This window comes from Sphingobacterium sp. ML3W (genome assembly GCF_000747525.1).
Taxonomy (GTDB): Bacteria; Bacteroidota; Bacteroidia; order Sphingobacteriales; family Sphingobacteriaceae; genus Sphingobacterium.
This window is the reverse complement of the sequence record NZ_CP009278.1, coordinates 732,985-751,310: the sequence shown is the minus strand read 5'-3', so window position 1 is coordinate 751,310 and position 18,326 is coordinate 732,985. Positions and strand designations below refer to the sequence as shown.

The 18,326-nt window shown below is 37.5% G+C and carries 18 protein-coding genes, 1 other RNA gene and 1 pseudogene; 10 read left to right on the top strand and 10 right to left on the bottom strand.

The window, feature by feature from the left end; translation table 11 throughout:
* Positions 1-28: 28 nt before the first annotated feature.
* From KO02_RS03430 to tgt, 3 genes are read right to left on the bottom strand one after another with little or no spacing between them, the layout of a single operon-like run.
* Positions 29-940 (bottom strand): DMT family transporter, encoded by a 912-nt coding sequence (locus KO02_RS03430; RefSeq protein WP_038695857.1) that lies wholly within the window; start codon positions 938-940, stop codon positions 29-31.
* A gap of 12 nt (positions 941-952) precedes the next feature.
* Positions 953-2,032 carry an LptF/LptG family permease gene (locus KO02_RS03425; RefSeq protein WP_038695855.1) on the bottom strand — a complete coding sequence of 360 codons (1,080 nt, stop codon included), beginning with the start codon at positions 2,030-2,032 and terminating at the stop codon, positions 953-955.
* A 22-nt stretch (positions 2,033-2,054) separates the two neighbouring features.
* Positions 2,055-3,185 carry a tRNA guanosine(34) transglycosylase Tgt gene (gene tgt, locus KO02_RS03420; RefSeq protein WP_038695853.1) on the bottom strand — a complete coding sequence of 377 codons (1,131 nt, stop codon included), beginning with the start codon at positions 3,183-3,185 and terminating at the stop codon, positions 2,055-2,057.
* 204 nt (positions 3,186-3,389) lie between these two features.
* Between tgt and KO02_RS03415 the strand changes: the two genes are divergently transcribed.
* Positions 3,390-4,535 carry a glycosyltransferase gene (locus KO02_RS03415; RefSeq protein WP_051959749.1) on the top strand — a complete coding sequence of 382 codons (1,146 nt, stop codon included), beginning with the start codon at positions 3,390-3,392 and terminating at the stop codon, positions 4,533-4,535.
* Positions 4,536-4,557: 22 nt separating this feature from the next.
* Positions 4,558-5,193, top strand: a complete 636-nt coding sequence (rsmG, locus tag KO02_RS03410; RefSeq protein WP_038695851.1) for a 16S rRNA (guanine(527)-N(7))-methyltransferase RsmG — start codon at positions 4,558-4,560, stop codon at positions 5,191-5,193.
* A gap of 1 nt (position 5,194) precedes the next feature.
* On the opposite strand, the gene KO02_RS03405 is transcribed toward rsmG, so the two are convergent.
* The gene (locus tag KO02_RS03405; protein WP_038695849.1) at positions 5,195-5,800 is read right to left on the bottom strand and encodes a hypothetical protein; all 606 of its coding nucleotides are present in this window, start codon (positions 5,798-5,800) and stop codon (positions 5,195-5,197) included.
* A gap of 89 nt (positions 5,801-5,889) precedes the next feature.
* A complete protein-coding gene (locus KO02_RS03400; protein WP_038695847.1) occupies positions 5,890-6,120 on the bottom strand; it encodes a hypothetical protein in 231 nt (76 codons plus the stop codon).
* Positions 6,121-6,275: 155 nt separating this feature from the next.
* Between KO02_RS03400 and dprA the strand changes: the two genes are divergently transcribed.
* The 5 genes and pseudogenes from dprA (at position 6,276) to accD (ending at position 10,248) form a co-directional block, all read left to right on the top strand.
* Positions 6,276-7,367, top strand: coding sequence for a DNA-processing protein DprA (dprA, locus tag KO02_RS03395; protein WP_038695844.1), 1,092 nt, complete (start codon positions 6,276-6,278; stop codon positions 7,365-7,367).
* A gap of 31 nt (positions 7,368-7,398) precedes the next feature.
* A pseudogene (locus KO02_RS03390) lies at positions 7,399-8,883 on the top strand (MFS transporter).
* Positions 8,876-9,103, top strand: a complete 228-nt coding sequence (locus KO02_RS03385) for a DUF6814 family protein (RefSeq protein WP_038695842.1) — start codon at positions 8,876-8,878, stop codon at positions 9,101-9,103. Before KO02_RS03390 ends, KO02_RS03385 begins: the two are co-directional and overlap by 8 nt.
* An 84-nt stretch (positions 9,104-9,187) precedes the next feature.
* Positions 9,188-9,285: signal recognition particle sRNA small type (ffs, locus tag KO02_RS23165), an RNA gene on the top strand.
* A 120-nt stretch (positions 9,286-9,405) separates the two neighbouring features.
* On the top strand, positions 9,406-10,248 hold the full coding sequence (gene accD, locus KO02_RS03380) for an acetyl-CoA carboxylase, carboxyltransferase subunit beta (RefSeq protein ID WP_038695839.1): 843 nt from the start codon (positions 9,406-9,408) through the stop codon (positions 10,246-10,248).
* 57 nt (positions 10,249-10,305) lie between these two features.
* Here accD and KO02_RS03375 read toward each other — a convergent pair whose 3' ends face one another.
* Positions 10,306-10,647 carry a hypothetical protein gene (locus KO02_RS03375; protein ID WP_038695838.1) on the bottom strand — a complete coding sequence of 114 codons (342 nt, stop codon included), beginning with the start codon at positions 10,645-10,647 and terminating at the stop codon, positions 10,306-10,308.
* Between the two features lie 231 nt (positions 10,648-10,878).
* Between KO02_RS03375 and KO02_RS03370 the strand changes: the two genes are divergently transcribed.
* Positions 10,879-11,214: a MerR family transcriptional regulator gene (locus KO02_RS03370; protein ID WP_038695836.1), complete on the top strand. Its 336-nt coding sequence runs from the start codon at positions 10,879-10,881 to the stop codon at positions 11,212-11,214.
* Between the two features lie 74 nt (positions 11,215-11,288).
* Here the strand turns inward: KO02_RS03370 and KO02_RS23715 are convergent, their stop codons facing one another.
* From KO02_RS23715 to KO02_RS03355, 3 genes are all read right to left on the bottom strand, one after another.
* Positions 11,289-11,426 carry a hypothetical protein gene (locus KO02_RS23715; protein ID WP_158500261.1) on the bottom strand — a complete coding sequence of 46 codons (138 nt, stop codon included), beginning with the start codon at positions 11,424-11,426 and terminating at the stop codon, positions 11,289-11,291.
* Between the two features lie 818 nt (positions 11,427-12,244).
* Positions 12,245-12,739, bottom strand: a complete 495-nt coding sequence (locus KO02_RS03360) for a metallophosphoesterase family protein (RefSeq protein WP_038695832.1) — start codon at positions 12,737-12,739, stop codon at positions 12,245-12,247.
* Between the two features lies 1 nt (position 12,740).
* On the bottom strand, positions 12,741-13,448 hold the full coding sequence (locus tag KO02_RS03355; protein ID WP_038695830.1) for a tRNA1(Val) (adenine(37)-N6)-methyltransferase: 708 nt from the start codon (positions 13,446-13,448) through the stop codon (positions 12,741-12,743).
* Positions 13,449-13,544: 96 nt separating this feature from the next.
* On the opposite strand from KO02_RS03355, the gene KO02_RS03350 reads away from it, so the two are divergent.
* On the top strand, positions 13,545-14,729 hold the full coding sequence (locus tag KO02_RS03350; protein ID WP_051959748.1) for a hypothetical protein: 1,185 nt from the start codon (positions 13,545-13,547) through the stop codon (positions 14,727-14,729).
* Here KO02_RS03350 and mutS read toward each other — a convergent pair.
* Positions 14,726-17,335, bottom strand: a complete 2,610-nt coding sequence (gene mutS, locus KO02_RS03345; protein ID WP_038695828.1) for a DNA mismatch repair protein MutS — start codon at positions 17,333-17,335, stop codon at positions 14,726-14,728. The two genes, KO02_RS03350 and mutS, sit on opposite strands and share 4 nt — an antisense overlap.
* Before the next feature lie 254 nt (positions 17,336-17,589).
* Between mutS and mtgA the strand changes: the two genes are divergently transcribed.
* On the top strand, positions 17,590-18,318 hold the full coding sequence (gene mtgA, locus KO02_RS03340; RefSeq protein WP_038695826.1) for a monofunctional biosynthetic peptidoglycan transglycosylase: 729 nt from the start codon (positions 17,590-17,592) through the stop codon (positions 18,316-18,318).
* Positions 18,319-18,326: the final 8 nt, after the last annotated feature.

Below are 18,326 nucleotides of genomic sequence, written 5' to 3'. Positions count from 1 at the left end.
AACGCAAAGTCAGCTGCGTTTTACCATACTAATAAATCTTTCTAATAATCAAATCCTGTTTCCGTTTTTCAATTTTTGTCTTCAGATAAGGATAAAAGAATACCGCACCCAAAACAATAGCAGCGCCACCATAGAATCCCAGACTCATTGTTTCCTTCTGTCCAAAGATGAGCATCGCCAACAGAATACCATATACAGGCTCCAAGTTAGTGGTTAGCGCAACCGTAAAAGCACTCAATTCTTTCATCACCGCAACACCTAACACATACGCAACAGCAGTACATAGAACACCTAAAATCAATAAATAGATGAGATCCGATTGATTCAATGCCATCTGCTCATTGAAGTCTCCACTAAAAACCATGAATAGAGATACCCAAAAGAAAGCACCCACCATTTCATAAAAAGTGATTAAGGTAGCACTCGATTTTTTTACCATCCTTGAGTTTGCAATAGAAAAAATACTCGCACAAAATGCACAGGACAGACCCGCAATAATACCCTCGATATAATTCGATTCAAATTGGAATATCATATAGATTCCCATTATAATCACAATACCGACAACCATATCCATCATCGCTATCTTTTGCTTATTGATAAGAGGTTCCAAAATAGAAGTATACAGCGTGAGGGAAGACAAAGTGACCAAAGCCACTGATACTGTCGATATTTTTATCGCATAAAAAAACAAGACCCAGTGCAGACCTACTATCCCCCCAACCATAGTAAAGGAGAGCAAGTCTCTGCGCGTCACACGGATTTGTTGCTTACTTACAATAAGATATATAAATAGGGAAATCGCCGCAATGGCAACCCGATACCAAACAAGATGTATCGCAGAAATCGAAATTAAATTCCCCAAAATACCGGTAAAGCCCCATATCAGAATCGTTAAATGCAGAATAAGAACATTCTGATTAATTTTTATTTTAGACATCAGTGGAAATATTTATTTTGGCGCTCTAATCGCCAAATAGATTGCAATAATTAAAAATGTTACATTGGGAATTAATACCGCAATCAAAGGTGGAAGCCCACCCTTTAACGAGAACATATTGGCAAACTGGATAAAAACGATATAGGTAAAACTCAAACCAATACCAATCCCTAGACTCAAACCAATACCCCCTCTTACTTTTTTAGAAGACAATGCTACCCCCATCAGCGTCAATACAAATGCCGAAAAAGGATAAACATACCGCTTATACTTTTCCAACTTAAGGTCCGTCATCATCCCTGTCCCCCTGATCTCTTCTTTATAGATGCGCTCATTCAGCTCCTTGGTATCCATTGCTGTAAAAATATTATCGTACAGTTCGAAATCGCTTGGTTTCATATCCAAGGTCGTATCTTTTACGACCCCTTTATCCATCCGTTCATGAAGACCATTAATAACCCGATTTGTATAATCGTGTATTTTCCATTTCGTCGACACAGAATCCCAAGTAATACGTTCAGCGATCATCTTTTCCAACAAGGTATCGCCCTTAAACTTCTCTAAGACAAACTTATAGCCAACCTTCGAATTATTATCAAAATTGTCTATATACACATAACTGTTTTTATCAATCTGCATATGCGTAGAAATCTTGGTATTATCTTTAAGTGGTTTCACATAGATATTCTCAAATCCAATCTTAATTCTATTCGTTTTCGGAATAATGTAGAGATTAAAAATAAAAGAAACCGCAAATATTAAGGTTGCAGAGAACGCATACGGCCTTAGAAGACGATTAAAACTATATCCAGCACTTAATATGGGGACAATTTCCGTTTGATCGGCCATCTTCGAAGTAAAGAAAATGACAGCGATAAAGTTGATTAAAGGACACAAGAAATTCAAATAAAACGGAATGAATCCCGCATAATATTCAAATATGATCTTGTCCATAGGAGCATTATACTTCAAGAAATCGTCCAACCGCTCTGAAATATCAAAAATAACCATGACAACTGTAAAAATAGCCATCGTGAACACAAATGTGCTCAAGTACTTTTTAATAATATAACGATCAATGATAGAAAACATAATGTTACTAAGATGCAAAAAATTACAAACGTTGACCCAAAACCTTTACCATTTTATTTTTCCAATCGTAGAATGTACCATCTACAATTTTCTCACGTGCTTCCTTCACCAACCACAAATAGAAGTGTAAGTTATGTAAAGAAGCAATTTGTGCACCTAAAAGTTCTTGAGAACGAATTAAATGACGCAAATAAGCTTTTGTATATACCTGATCTGCAAAAAGATCACTATCAGGATCAATCGGAGAAAAATCATCTTTCCATTTTTCATTCTTGATATTAATGGTGCCATGACGTGTAAATAACATGCCATTACGTGCATTACGTGTAGGCATCACACAATCAAACATATCGATACCCAGTGCGATATTTTCCAATAAATTAATCGGTGTACCCACTCCCATCAAATATCGCGGTTTATCTTCTGGAAGGATATTACAGACAACTTCTGTCATCGCATACATATCCTCTGCCGGTTCACCAACAGATAAGCCTCCGATCGCATTTCCTTCACGATTGAAAGAAGCAATTTTCTCAGCAGATCTTTCTCGTAAATCTTTATAAACAGACCCTTGAACAATTGGGAATAACGTCTGGTCATAACCATATAAAGGCTCTGTACTATCAAAACGGTCACAACACCTCTTCAACCAACGATGCGTCATTTCAATCGAACGTCGCGCATAACCATAATCACATGGGTATGGCGTACACTCATCAAATGCCATAATAATATCTGCACCGATGACACGTTGGGTATCCATCACATTCTCTGGCGTAAACAAATGCTTAGAGCCGTCTATATGCGAACGAAAAGTAACCCCTTCTTCCTTTATCTTACGGTTGTCAGATAAAGAGTACACCTGATAGCCTCCTGAATCCGTTAAAATCGGTTGATCCCAACCGATAAACTTATGAAGTCCTCCAGCTTTATTCAAAACATCCAATCCCGGTCTTAAGTACAGGTGATAGGTATTACCCAATATTATTTGAGCCTCAATATCATTCTTTAATTCATGTTGATGAATACCTTTAACCGTACCGGCGGTACCAACAGGCATGAAAATAGGCGTTTGAATTTTTCCGTGAGCAGTCTCAACAACACCTGCACGCGCTTTCGAAAATTTATCTTGTACTTGAAGGGTGAATTTCATTAAATATTTATTTTTTTGGGGAGTCTAATTTGATGATTCTTAAAGTTTCAGAAAACAAATTCCCCGACTTGCTTTTTTCAAAAATCTCTGCAAAAATACTATAAAAACCAATGCAAAGATTGACCTTTCACAACATTTTAACATTTATGCTACAAAAAACAATAATAAAACAAATATCCTTCGAACATACTATCTTTGCAACATATGACCATCGTACAACAATACGCCCTCTATTACCCTTACATCGCCCTTGGCATCATTGCACTATTGTTGCTCTTCCAATTGTACTATATTATAGTTGTATATGGAAAATTAAGTCGACACCAAGTACAATCCTATCAACAACAAGAGACAGTAGACCCTATATCGGTCATTATATGTGCACATAACGAACAGGAAAACCTCAAACAGTTTCTAACCTCTATTTTAGAACAAGATTACCCTGATTTTGAAGTTATTGTTGTCAACGATTACTCTACCGATGAAACCAGGTGGGTTCTAAAAGATTTTGAATCAAAATATAATCACTTACGTGTTGTCGATATAAAAGAACATATACGTCTTAAACATGGCAAGAAGTTCGCAGTCTCACTCGGTATCAAATCCGCTAAACATGAAAAGTTGGTCTTTACAGATGCTGACTGCAATCCAAACTCCAACAATTGGTTAAAAGAAATTGTTGGCGCATTAAGTCAACCAGATAAGGAGATTGTGATCGGCTATTCTCCCTATTTCAAATATAAAGGATTTTTAAACAAGCTCATCCGTTTTGAAACCACACACACGGCCATGAGCTACCTCTCGTATGCCTTAAAAAAAGACGCTTATATGGCTGTTGGAAGAAATATGGGATATACGAAATCCTTATTCTTTCGCAATAAGGGGTTTGCTTCCCATATGCATATCAAATCGGGAGATGATGACCTTTTTGTCAATCAAAATGCTACCAAGAGCAATACCATTATATCCATCCATCCGGATGCTATCGTATACTCCGAACCCAAAACAACATGGAAAAGCTACTATAAGCAAAAAGCAAGACATTCCGGTGCTTCCGTTATCTACAAGAAAAAGCATCAACGTATGCTCGGTATCCAACTGATTACTTCTTTTATGTTTTATTGCGCTATCATCATAACAGCAATATTATTCCCCAATTACTGGTATGTGCCAGTAGCAGCTTACCTCATTCGCTTACTTGCACAGCTTATCACTTTTAGCTCCATTTATAAGAAATTAGCAGTTTTTGATCTCATTTGGTGGTTACCATTATTAGACATCATCTACTATTTCTATATTTGTACCAACGGTTTATTTAACCGAAAAAAGAAATCCATTAGCTGGAAATAATATTCATTTTAAAACTTTCGCTTTGAATCCTACAGTAGATATCATATATCAATATTTTCCGAACTTAACAGAAGTTCAGAAAACCCAGTTTGCACAACTAGCAGAGCTATATCCATTCTGGAATAACCAGATCAATGTCATTTCACGCAAAGACGTGGAAAGCCTTTATTTGCACCATGTGTTACATTCACTGGGCATCGCTAAGTATGCGATGACATTTGCACCAGGCACACGTATCTTAGACGTAGGCACAGGAGGTGGATTTCCAGGGATTCCACTCGCTATACTATTTCCAGAAGTCCACTTTCACTTAGTAGACTCCATAGGAAAAAAGATAAAAGTCGTACGCGAAATTGCAGCAGCATTGGGGTTAAAGAATGTAGAAGCCGATCACATCCGTGCAGAACAGTTAGATGATAAATACGATTTTGTCGTATCACGAGCAGTAACACGATTAGCAGATTTTGCACCTTGGATACGCAACAAGTTTCTCAAACAAGATAAAAATGGAGTCCCTAACGGTATCCTATACCTCAAAGGTGGCGATTTAAAAGAAGAGATTAAAGAATCACGCTTAAAAGCGGAATTGCATCCCTTATCAGATTACTTCAAAGAAGATTTCTTTGAAACAAAATATGTCGTTTATGTCCCTATGTAATTTAGGGATTTAAGATTTCCAATTTGGGGAGACTCAAACGTTGGTGGATGATTACAACAGAATCCAGATAGTTTTTTAAATTATTTTGTACATAAGCAATTTGATCATAATGGTCTGAATGCCGTAACCATTTGTAAGAAGGTTGATAGTAAATACGAAATTTTATCAACGAGTCTCCCGTTAAAGGAGTATACGCCTCGGATAGGGCATTCCATTGCGCTAATACCTTATCTTGTTCAAACTCCCGTTCGAACTGCCGCTGAAGTCGTCGCGATGCTCTACCCTGCCTGCTCAACAGATTATATAACTTATTGAGATTAATTGCGAGACCACCCTGATGTGGTAAGGTGACCATATTTTTGGTATCTCCCCAAAAATAAATCGACTTATATGCGACTTGCTTTTCCGCCATCTTTTCTTCCGCCGACAATTTTTCACCAACGACTAGCGCAGTATCCATTTTAGTCGTATCAAAGTTAACCAACTTTTTGTCCCGACGACTGGTATCCTGAATGTAAAGAGCTATACGAGCAGATGAAGATTTCGCCCTGCTAAAAAACAAAACGAGACAGATAGACAGCAAAAAAAGTAAACGGCCTGGATTCATTTCTTATAATTTGGTTATTTAAACATAACAACAAAAGAAACGCAACACAAGATTTTAACTTTGTTTAACTGTCTATCGATCTTAAAAAATTAACCCAATTCTTCTATAATTTTTTTGCCAATAGCGTTCACCTCTTCATCCATACCAAACATCGGCAAACCCGTCTCTGGATTAGTTTTTAACCATAAGCTCTCCGTATCCTTAATGATCTGCACATACTCCACCCCCTCTTTAAAAATAACGTAAGTATCTTCCTCCTCAGGGAAAACAGAATAAACAACATCCTCAATTTCTATATCAAAAGGTTCTTTCATTTCCATAGTCAAATCTTTTTATTTAGTACAAAGATACAAGCTATCTCAATATTCTCTAAAAATGCCTCAAAAATTCTTGCCAAAACCATTAAAAAAAAAACAACAAATAAACGTTAACAACTGAAATTCAATAAAATATTACTATCTTTAAATAACCAACTATGAACTTTTATCATCAAATAGCACTCACCAAAATCAAGGGAGTAGGTCCTAAAACTGCGCGGATTTTACTCGCTCAGTGTGGATCTGTGCAAGAGATTTTAGAAACAAAGGCCAGCACATTAGCAACAATACCAGGGGTAAATAGTAAAACAGCCGCAGAAATAGCCAGTAAAAACTATCAAAAAGCCACAGAAAAAGAAATTGCATTTATTAAAAAGCATCAAATCCAAGTATTATGGATTGCAAATCCAGACTACCCACAGAAATTAAAAAATTGTGAAGATGCACCGCTAGTCCTATACTACAAAGGCAATGCAGACCTCAATAAAGAACGAGTAGTCAGTATTGTAGGAACAAGAAATGCAACAAACTATGGTCGGCATATTTGCGAAATGCTCCTAGAACAGCTGAAACCATTAGATACCACCATCATCAGTGGACTTGCTTACGGTATCGATATCATGGCCCATAAAAATGCTTTAAAACAACAAATACCCACAATTGGTGTATTGGGACACGGGTTAGACCGTATCTATCCAGCCAGTCATAGAGAAGTCGCATCTGCAATGCTACAACAAGGGGGCTTAATAACCGAATTCCCCTCAGACAGCAATTTAGATCGTCAGAACTTCCCCATGCGCAACCGCATAATTGCAGGTATGTCCGACGTCACTATTGTCGTAGAAGCCGCCACAAAAGGAGGAGCACTTATTACTGCAGAAATAGCCAACAGCTACAACCGCGATGTATGTGCATTTCCAGGAGCAATAGACAGCCCCTATTCTGCCGGATGCAATTACCTGATCAAAACCAATCGCGCTCATCTCATCAGAGATGTTAAAGATTTGTGCTACCTCATGAATTGGGAAAATCAAAAAGTAAAAGAGGCTATTCAGCTCACGCTCATGCCTCCAGAGCTCAATGAAGCACAGCTTTACCTCTATCTTTTCATCCAAGATAAACAACAAGTGGGCATTGACGAAATCAGTAGATACTGCGCATGGCCACAAAGTAAGCTAGCCATGGTACTTCTAGAAATGGAAATGAGTGGCCATATCACCTCTTTACCCGGAAAAATATACCAACTATAAGACAACCTAATCCAATAAACCATCAACCTAAATGAAACAAAGTCCAAACAATAAAACCATTTGGAAAGTAATTGGTGCCTCTTCAATGGGCACACTCATCGAGTGGTACGACTTCTTTATTTTCGGAAGCCTTTCCATCGTGATTTCGACCAAATTCTTTCCTGCAGACAATCCAACAGCGGCATTTCTATCCACCTTAGCGACATTTGCAGCAGGATTTGTCGTCAGACCATTTGGCGCCCTATTCTTCGGAAGACTTGGTGATCTAATAGGCCGAAAATACACCTTTATGGTCACACTACTACTCATGGGTGGAGCTACATTTTTAATCGGGTGTATACCAAGTTACCAAAGCATCGGTTTCTTGGCCCCTTTACTCGTGCTCATCCTTCGCCTATTGCAAGGACTTGCATTAGGCGGTGAATATGGCGGAGCAGCCACATACGTCGCTGAACATGCTCCAGAAGGGCAAAGAGGCTATTGGACATCTTGGATTCAGACAACAGCTACCTTTGGTCTTTTTATTTCGCTTGTCGTTATTCTCGTCACCAAAAACATCCTCACCGAACAGCAATTTGATGACTGGGGCTGGCGGGTTCCTTTTATTCTATCCCTTCTGATGGTCTATGTATCTTATCTCATCCGTAAAAACATGAGTGAATCACCAGAATTTGCCAAGGCTAAAGAAGAGGGTACAACCAGTAAAAATCCGTTAAAAGAAAGTTTCGGCAATCGCTATAACCTTAAATTTGTACTGCTCGCCTTATTCGGTGCAGCTATGGGACAAGGTGTCGTCTGGTATACAGGCCAATTCTACTCCATGAGCTATATGAAGACCGTCATGCACCTCAACTCAGATGAAGCCGATATGATATTGGGTACAGCATTACTCGTAGGTACACCATTTTTTATCTTTTTTGGTTGGCTAAGCGACAAAGTTGGACGAAAGTGGATCATGCTTTTAGGTATGTTACTTGCGTTATGCACTTACCGACCAATATATAAAGCCATGTACCAACTCGCAGATACCACTACAAAAGATATCCGTTCGACCGAAACATTAAAGTTGGAAGAGAATAAGATACAAACCATCACGCACTATACAGATGACACATATGAACAGCAGATAAGCCAGGAAAAGTCTAATACAAAAGAACCCGTCATCAAAAAAACGGTGACCGTACACGGCAAAAATAGATTGTGGCTAACAGCACTCATTTTTATCCAGATCATCTATATCACCATGGTTTATGGGCCAATTGCTGCTTTTCTAGTAGAGATGTTCCCAGTCAAGATCCGATATACGTCCATGTCGCTTCCTTACCATGTAGGAAACGGCATATTTGGGGGGTAACTTCCAGCCATATCCACATACCTCACCACCAATGCCCAACTTGCCCTTGACCCCGAATTCTATTTGGCTGGCCTATGGTATCCCATCATAATTGCTGCAGTATGTTTTATCATTGGTACCATTTACATTAAAAACAAACCTAATCATCTCAATAATGGATAATCTAAAAAGAATATTAGGCATCCTCTGGATAGCACTCGCCCTATACACCGCATATTTTTGCCTATTTGAATTGGCGATTCCTAAAATAAAAATAGGACATCAAGAAGATTTAGTCTTCGGAATCATCATTATGTTCATTTTAACGCCAATTATTTCAATTGGACTTGGGCTTTTTGGGTATTATTCGCTCTGCGGAGACTATGCAAAAGATAAGACATAAAATTATTCTCCCTGACTATCAGTGGGCTAAGCACAATTAGCAAAAAATCTTTCTTTAGAACGATTTTTTTTCTACTTTTGTGGTGGGTAAGTCTTTTACGACCAGCTCCCATTGACTCCCCCAGGTTGGGAACAAAGCAAGGGTATCTGGTTGAGCGGTGCGATAAAAGGAGCTTACCCATTTTTTATGCCCAAAATTTCGGGTAGCTTCCTTTCACAAATCGTAAATACACAGCAATTTTAAGGAATACTTCTACTAAACAAAATAATTTTGTTTATTTGTAACTGAATTAGAACTATCGTATGAGTTGGTTTAAAAGAGATAAAGCCGGAATTAACACGGCAACAGAAAATAAAAAAGAGGCCCCAGACGGATTGTGGAACAAATGTCCATCATGTAAAAAACCGTTGTTGAACCTTGAACAAATCGAAAACAATTACGTTTGTCAATACTGTGGATACCACCTTAGAATTGGTTCTGCAGCCTATTTTTCAATCATTTTTGATAATAATGAGTTTACAGAATTATTCCCTACATTAAGCTCAGGAGACCCGATTAATTTCTTCGATTCAAAACCTTACGCGGAACGCTTAAAAGAAAGTCAAGCTAAAACAGGTTTGGTAGATGCGATTCGTTCAGGACATGGTAAGATTGATGGCCAAGAGCTTGTTATTGCTTGTATGGACTTCACTTTCATTGGAGGTTCAATGGGATCCGTTGTCGGTGAAAAAATTGCACGCTCCATAGATTATTGTATCGAACATAAAATTCCGTTTATGCTGATTTCCAAATCAGGCGGAGCACGTATGATGGAAGCTGCATTTTCTTTAATGCAAATGGCTAAAACTGCAGCAAAATTAGCCATGCTAGCTAAAGCTGGTTTACCTTATGTATGTTTATTAACAGATCCAACAACAGGTGGCGTAACTGCTTCCTATGCCATGTTAGGAGATATTAATATCGCTGAACCTGGTGCCTTAATTGGTTTCGCAGGACCTCGTGTTATCAAAGAAACAATCAAAAAAGACCTTCCAAAAGGATTCCAAACTTCAGAATTTATTTTAGAGCATGGATTCTTAGACTTCATCGTAGATAGAAGACAATTAAAAGAAAAAGTATCCACTTACTTGAGATTGCTTAAATAAAAGGCAGTCTATTTAATAAGGAAAAGAATAAAATAAGAGCTCCACAAAATGGAGCTCTTATTTTTTGATATAATCCTTAAAGGCCCAAAACTTTCGTTGCGATAAATAATCAAAATTGGCTTCATTCGCATAAGCTTCTCTTTCATACGATATATTCAAATAAGCCTGATGGAAATTTCGATATTGTACATATCGGAATAAAAACTCGAGTAGATAGCTGATATAGAAAAACACGATCAATAGCTCTGTAGCCTGCCTCATATGAATCTTTTCATGATTGATAAGCTGCAGATTATGCTTAAAAATCCTGCTCTTCAAAAAAACAAACGGATAGATAGTGATCGCATCAGCTTTTCCCAATGAAAAAACTTTCGTCCAGAAGCGGCTTATCACAATCATATTATTTTTAAAATCTAATCTTTAAATACGTTGAATCAAGATAACCAATTATTCCTATCAATCAAACAGGATATTGCTATACCCGATACACATCTCAAAAGCAGAAGAAAAATACCCAAGATACATCAGTATTAAGTACATGATAACGAATAACTTCACTTAGATACACAATACAATTGCGTATCTAAGTAAATTTATCTAAGTTTGTTATATATAAATTAACAAATTAGTATGCCTTACAAAGAGCGCGAAATTAATAAATTGTATTATACGATGGGTGAAGTGACTGCAATGTTCAATGTCAATGCTTCCCAAATTCGTTTTTATGAGCGTGAATTTGACATTATTCAACCCAAAAAGAATAAAAAAGGAAACCGTCTGTTCACACAAGATGATATTGCTAATTTAAAAATTATCTTCAATCTGGTAAAAGACAAAGGTTACACCCTTCAAGGTGCGCGAGAATACCTTCGGACGAACAAATCAGAAGCTAAAGAAAATCAGCGCGTTTTGGATTCATTAGAGAAATTGAAAAACTTCCTATTAGAGGTTCGTGATAGCCTATAATTATTTATAGATCTAGGAACAGATATACTTAATTTTAATAGCAACTCAACCTATTGATTTTTGACTTATATTTTTTAATAAACAGGTTTGTTTTCAAAATCTAATAGCACACTTAAGGCATACTCAATGCCGCAATCCATAAACTTTTGCTGTAGATCATGTTGTTCTTCAAAGTATTCAACTTTATCATTATCGATCAATGAATGGTCCAAGATTACTTTTTTATTTCCCTTCCTTTTAAAATACCATAGCACCTAAGTCCCATTAAAAATTTAGTTTAGAGAGAGGCACTTCCGGACGAACATCATGGAACAAACATAACGCTGCTAAAAGTAATAATTACAATTGTAAAGCCGATATGGGACGTTTAAAAGGAGAAAAAGTGAAATATCCCCTCCAAAAACTAATCACTTGTTGGCTTTCACTATTCACTTGTTTAAAAGTAGTGACCATTTTTTTAAAAAAAGTGAACCAAACTTGAGAACATGTGAACACTTATTCACAAGAGGTGCCACTTATTCCCAAGATGTGGATAGATTCTCTAAAGAACGGGTACCATCTTTCCAACAAATAAACACTTATTCAGAAGCAGTGCTCCCTTATCGATAAGAACAAACGACTTATTAACAAGATATGAACACATGTTCAAACTAGTGGACACTTTTTCACAATTCCTGTGCACTTGTTCACAACAAGTGAATAACTCTGGTAAACTAGCATTCACTTTTGTTAACAAGAGACTAGTTGTTCACAACAAGTGTTCACTCATTGTCAAAGAGGACACACAACATTCAAAGAAGTGTATCCTTATCCGAAACAACTAGCACATATTGCCCACAACTGCCTACATCTTGTGGATAAGTATTTCCTTTTTAAAAACAAGAGAACACTTATCCAAACAAAGTGACTACCAAAACCAAAGAAGTAGCTAGAGAAAGTGGTGCTTTAAAGCGGTATTTTCAATTTGTTGGATAAGTTAATAGTATCCACTTTCAAAAAATGAAATATAATCCACCGATGTATATACTACTTATCGGCCTGCGAGTTCAATAACCTCAAGATGCTCGATCTTACTTCCATTAATCTCAAATCGCATCAATGTTCTTACCGTATGCCAACCTTGTTTTCCTGCTGCACCTGGGTTCAGATGTAGACATTTCAACTTTTGATCAAACATCACTTTCAAGATATGCGAATGGCCTGTTATAAATAGTTGTGGTGGATGCTCCGTGATCTCCTTCTTTATCCTGGGTGCATATTTACCCGGATAACCTCCAATGTGGGTCAACCATACATCCACCCCCTCGCAAGTGAACCGCAAGTCTTCAGGAAAACGAAGACGCAACTGATGGTCATCAATATTACCATACACTCCCCGCAAAGGTTTAAACCCTTCCAACTGATCAGCAACAGCAGCATTACCGAAATCACCAATATGCCAAATTTCATCACAATGCTCAAAATGTTTAAATACAGCTTCATCCAAATAAGCATGTGTATCTGATATCAATCCAATCCTAGTCATATTAAAAAGCTAAAAAATAAGGCTTCAAAGTGGCTCTATACATATCCGAATAGACACCCTTTGCTTGATAAATAATAAAATCAGAAATGGCAACGTCGCCACCAAAACCCTGTTGAAAAATAACAATCTTACGAATGATATCCTCTCCTTCAAAAGAACGAATCTGGATAACCTCTAAAAGATTCAAACCAAAAGATTGTGCTATTACCCCCAGCTCTTCCGCTAATAAAGTAGGCAAGATCAACGCCAATCTACCCTGTTGCTGGAGAGAAGCAGCCGAAAACTGCAACAATTCGTTAAAAAACTCCAAATTAGTATGTCGAGCCAATTTTTTTCGAGCATCCGGATTATGCAAAGAATCTGTATAGAAAGGTGGATTGGAAATGATAAAATCGAATAAGCCAATGTCATCTAAATTTTGAAAAGAACAAGCGTGTAGCTTCATGCGTTCGGCATATGGAGAACTATTAAAATTCATTTCAGCACGCTTTGCTGCAAGGGAATCCACTTCCACAGCAGCTATTTCGCTATCCAAACACCGCTGTGCCAACATCAAAGCAATGACGCCGGTTCCTGTACCAATATCCAATATACGGGCGGAAGAACCAACATCGACCAATGAAGCCAATAAAACACCGTCTGTATTAATTTTCATCGCACAATCCGACTGATCTACTGCAAACTCTTTAAACTGAAATATAGAAGCCATGACCACAAAGATAAATCTTTTAATAATGCTAGCTTATGAGCTTACCATAATATTTAGATAAATTTTCTTTACTTTGGTTTATTAATAACACAGCATATGAATCGTTATCTACTACTTACTTTATACAGCATTATTTCATTCGTGTATATCGTACCCTCTTCTTTTGCACAAGAAAAATGTGAAGCCACGCTGAAGAACTCGTTAGAACCCTTGACAATCGCATTAAATGGAAATCAATATGAAACACTCATGCCATTATTAGCAGATATTGAGCGCAGCTGTGGACCAACCGAATTATCGCTGCGTATCCAGATATTAAAGTTGATCATAGCGAAAGAAAGCAGTTCTCATGCTATCAATAAATATTTAGAAATGCACTTTGATGAGCAATTGATAAAGCGTTTTCAAGATGCTGAACGAGAGGATTATGCTTATCAATATGAATCCAATAAAGTGCAATACAATTATTTTCCATTACGCCATCCGATCGATCTTTTAATTAAGACTCGTGCAAAAGCCTTGTTGCTATCCCAATCTTATAAGCTGTCCGATTCAGAAATTGATATCCTCAACCTCTTTTCCAATGAAGAGTTATTAAAAAAACAGGTTGTTGAAAGCATAGCCCCTCCCCTAATTAAAGAAGAACCTGTAATACAAGAAGAAGAACAAGCAGAAACGGAATTAGAATTGGAAGAGTACTATAATAAGTCGAAATTGGGTTTCCTACCCTATATTGGGATATATGGACCACTAGGCGGTAAAAACACCACATTTGGAACCAATATGTCTCTTGGGTTTACGGTCATGAGTTCCTTGAAAAAATCCTTTATTTTCGAAGGTGGTTTTAAAGTTCGAATTAATAGCAATGACCGAAATTTCGACTACAATTATGACAATCAAACAGAATCCGTTAACGCTAACTTTAGTTTATTTTTTGGAGGCTCAGTAGGCTATAAAATCTATGATAATACCAAATTCATTATTATTCCGAAACTCAATCTAGGAATAGATATGATTGATACAGGAATCTCAGAAGATGTTTATACAGACGATTATTACGATGGATATGGCGATTATAACTACGGCGGAAGCTCAAAAAAATTATATACAGTCAATACCATGCACCTTGGCCTGAGTTTAGCCACCATGCGTCAACTAAAAGGAAAAAATTACATCGGGCTCGAGGCAGGTTATCATTATACCCCATACCAGTGGGATAGTAAGCTCATGAGTGCTATTTATAATCACTACGGAAGCCTCGAACTATTTTTCCGCTTCTAGTTCTTCAATAACCTTTGGATTTCATCCAGCTTCATCAGTGCCTCAACAGGAGTCAACGTATTGACATCCAAATTATTCAACATATCACGAATTTTTTCCAAAACAGGGTCATCAATAGAAAACATCTGCAATTGATATGCTTGTTTTTGGATTTTCCGCATACTATCCTTGATCTGCTCTCCCCCAGTTCGCTCCTGTTCCAATCTTTTCAATATTTCATTGGCACGTGAAAGTAGCTTAGAGGGCATACCTGCCAATTTTGCAACATGAATACCAAAGCTATGCTCTGAACCACCTGGAACTAATTTACGTAAGAATATAACCTTATTGTTCATCTCCTTTACCGTCACATTATAATTCTTGATACGAGGCATCGAATTTGTCAATTCGTTCAACTCATGATAATGCGTGGCAAATAAAGTTTTTGCCTTAGCAGTAGGGTGATTATGTAAGAACTCTGCAATAGCCCAAGCAATGGAAATACCATCATAAGTACTCGTACCACGACCGATCTCATCCAACAAGATTAAACTACGATCCGAAAGGTTATTCATAATACTTGCCGTCTCATTCATCTCAACCATAAAAGTCGATTCACCTGAAGACAGATTATCAGAAGCCCCTACCCGAGTGAAAATCTTATCAACAAGACCAATCTTAGCTTCCTTTACAGGTACAAAAGAGCCTATTTGAGCCATCAATACAATCAAAGCAGTCTGACGTAAGAGCGCAGACTTACCCGCCATATTCGGACCTGTTATAATGATAATCTGCTGTGTATCGTTATCCAAATAAACATCATTGGTAATATAATCCTCACCAATAGCCATTTTCCTTTCAATAACCGGATGACGACCACCCTTTATATCCAAAACCTTACTTTCAGAAATCTCAGGCTGAACATAATAATTCTTCTCTGCGATAACCGAAAAATTCAACAACACATCTAACTTCGCTAGCAACTGCGCATTCAATTGTATCGGTTTTATATAAGCAGCGATAGCAATCAGCAACTCTGCATAGAGACGATTCTCAATAACTTGGATTTTTTCCTCAGCACCTAAAATCTGATCTTCATACTCTTTTAACTCTTCCGTAATATAACGCTCTGCATTCACCAACGTTTGTTTACGAATCCAGCCCTCAGGTACTTTATCGCGGTGCGTATTGGTCACTTCCAGATAGTAACCAAAGACATTATTAAAAGCAATCTTAAGCGAAGGAATACCCGTTAATTCAGCCTCTCTTTTTTGTATCTCAATGAGGTAATCCTTACCCCCGAAAGCAATTTTTCGTAGACGATCCAAATCTTCATCCACGCCATCAGCAATCACATTACCTTTATTCAGTGCTACTGGAGGTTCTGGAAAAACCTCTCTTTCGATTTTATCACGAATGATAGAACAGACATTCAATTGTTCGGCAATCACCCGAAGGGCTTCAGAATTTTCCTGATTGGTTAATTCTTTGAGTTTCTCAACGGCATATAATGCGCGCTTCAATTGCACAATCTCCCGAGGAGAAGCTTTCTGTAGACCGATTTTGGAGATTAAACGTTCCAAATCCCCAACATATTTGATTTCTTGAATCAATGCATCACGCAATTCTTTATGTTCCGAAAAATAGGCGACAACATCCAAGCGTTCTTGAATAGATTTACGATCTTTCAAAGGCATTACGATCCATCGTTTCAGTAAACGAGCTCCCATTGGTGAAGCTGTTTGATCTAAAACATCAGATAACGTAGTTGCATTCTCATTAGCAGAACCAATCAATTCCAAGTTACGTACTGTAAAACGATCCAACCACATATGGCGATCTTCTTCGATACGAGCAATATTTGAGATATGTTGCAAATTGCGATGCTCGGTCTCATTCAAATAATGCAACGCAACACCTGCAGCAATAACACCTACAGGCATACGATCAATACCAAAACCTTTCATGGAATTAACTTCGAAATGTTTTAATAGATTTTCTGTCGCATAGTCACCTGTATATGGCCACTCATCCAAAGTATAGGTATAATACTGGTTACCGAAATGTTCCGTAAATTCTTTTGATTGTTTTCTGGACATGATTACTTCTGTCGGTTTAAATCCCTGTAGAAGTTTATCAATATAAGAAGAGGTGCCTTGAGCAACAAGAAACTCCCCGGTAGAGATATCTAAAAAAGAAATCCCAATCTGAGTCTTATCAAAATAAATAGAAGCTAAATAATTATTAGATTTCTGCTGTACTATATTATCATTATACGACACACCCGGGGTAACCAATTCAGTAACCCCACGTTTCACGATTGTTTTCGTTTGTTTTGGATCTTCCAATTGGTCGCAAATTGCCACCCGTTGTCCAGCACGAACCAATTTGGGTAAATAAGTCTCCAAAGAATGATGCGGGAAACCTGCCAAAGCAGTTTCGGATTCGGTACCATTCCCCCTCTTCGTTTGTACAATTCCTAAAATACTGGCCGCCTTTATGGCATCTTCACCAAATGTCTCATAAAAATCACCTACACGGAACAACAATAACGCACCTGGATATTTCACCTTGATTGCATTATACTGCTGCATTAATGGAGTTACCTTTTTTTCTGCCTTTGCCAATTGGATTTCGTTTATTGATAATAAGCTGTAAAAATAACATAATCTACCTGATTAGACAAATGAACAAGGATAATATGAAAAACTAAATCTAATTTAAGTAATTTGACGGCACACCAGTATAAGGCATGACATCGGTTACGCGGTCGATTCTTTCGCATATACAAACCCATCTTCAAATACAATAAGACAATCCTAAAAACACACGCTTACCATTGAGAAAATATTTCGTTCCTTTGCATAGTTTTTCAAAAGATATGGCAATAAAAAGAGCGAACAACGTTAAGAAAAAAAAGGTTCAAGCAAGTTGGAAGAAAAAAATCAAAACCTGGTCAATACGAATTATAGGAGGTTTCTTCGCCGTCACGCTATTCTGGGTCATTGCTCTTAAATTTATCAACCCACCAATCACTTGGTTAATGATACAGCGTGGTTTTGAATTAAAAGCAGCAGATAAAGGATTTAAATTAGATAAAGACTGGCGAAATTACGACGAGCTATCTGATAATTTAAAGCGAGCAGCAATAGCTGGAGAAGATGCACATTTCTTGACCCACTGGGGATTTGATACAGATGCGATTCAAAAAGCAATAGAAAAAAATAAAGATGGCAAAAAACTACGTGGTGGCAGCACCATTAGTCAACAAGTAGCAAAGAATGTATTCCTTTGGCCCAAACGATCTTGGTTAAGGAAAGGATTGGAAACCTACTTTACAGGATTGATCGAAATATTCTGGAGCAAGAAAAGAATCTTGGAGGTATATCTCAATGTCATTGAGATGGGACAAGGTGTATATGGTGCAGAAGCAGCATCGCAGTACTATTTCAAGAAATCGGCTTCTTCCCTATCGAAAAAGCAAGCGGCATTGATCATCGCCATATTACCCAATCCAAGGCAATGGGATGCACGTAACCCCTCTGTATACGTCAATCGTAGGGCAAATGCCATTGTTAGGTATCTCAATCATTATCAAATACCCGAATAGCTATAAAG

What these genes read in the sequence shown, in the direction of transcription:
- KO02_RS03430 (WP_038695857.1), bottom strand. Translation starts at nt 940, where the DNA reads ATGTCTAAAATAAAAATTAATCAGAATGTTCTTATTCTGCATTTAACG.
- KO02_RS03425 (WP_038695855.1), bottom strand. Translation starts at nt 2,032, where the DNA reads ATGTTTTCTATCATTGATCGTTATATTATTAAAAAGTACTTGAGCACA.
- tgt (WP_038695853.1), bottom strand. Translation starts at nt 3,185, where the DNA reads ATGAAATTCACCCTTCAAGTACAAGATAAATTTTCGAAAGCGCGTGCA.
- KO02_RS03415 (WP_051959749.1), top strand. Translation starts at nt 3,390, where the DNA reads ATGACCATCGTACAACAATACGCCCTCTATTACCCTTACATCGCCCTT.
- KO02_RS03405 (WP_038695849.1), bottom strand. Translation starts at nt 5,800, where the DNA reads ATGAATCCAGGCCGTTTACTTTTTTTGCTGTCTATCTGTCTCGTTTTG.
- KO02_RS03400 (WP_038695847.1), bottom strand. Translation starts at nt 6,120, where the DNA reads ATGGAAATGAAAGAACCTTTTGATATAGAAATTGAGGATGTTGTTTAT.
- dprA (WP_038695844.1), top strand. Translation starts at nt 6,276, where the DNA reads ATGAACTTTTATCATCAAATAGCACTCACCAAAATCAAGGGAGTAGGT.
- KO02_RS03385 (WP_038695842.1), top strand. Translation starts at nt 8,876, where the DNA reads ATGGATAATCTAAAAAGAATATTAGGCATCCTCTGGATAGCACTCGCC.
- accD (WP_038695839.1), top strand. Translation starts at nt 9,406, where the DNA reads ATGAGTTGGTTTAAAAGAGATAAAGCCGGAATTAACACGGCAACAGAA.
- KO02_RS03375 (WP_038695838.1), bottom strand. Translation starts at nt 10,647, where the DNA reads ATGATTGTGATAAGCCGCTTCTGGACGAAAGTTTTTTCATTGGGAAAA.
- KO02_RS03370 (WP_038695836.1), top strand. Translation starts at nt 10,879, where the DNA reads ATGCCTTACAAAGAGCGCGAAATTAATAAATTGTATTATACGATGGGT.
- KO02_RS03360 (WP_038695832.1), bottom strand. Translation starts at nt 12,739, where the DNA reads ATGACTAGGATTGGATTGATATCAGATACACATGCTTATTTGGATGAA.
- KO02_RS03355 (WP_038695830.1), bottom strand. Translation starts at nt 13,448, where the DNA reads ATGGCTTCTATATTTCAGTTTAAAGAGTTTGCAGTAGATCAGTCGGAT.
- KO02_RS03350 (WP_051959748.1), top strand. Translation starts at nt 13,545, where the DNA reads ATGAATCGTTATCTACTACTTACTTTATACAGCATTATTTCATTCGTG.
- mtgA (WP_038695826.1), top strand. Translation starts at nt 17,590, where the DNA reads ATGGCAATAAAAAGAGCGAACAACGTTAAGAAAAAAAAGGTTCAAGCA.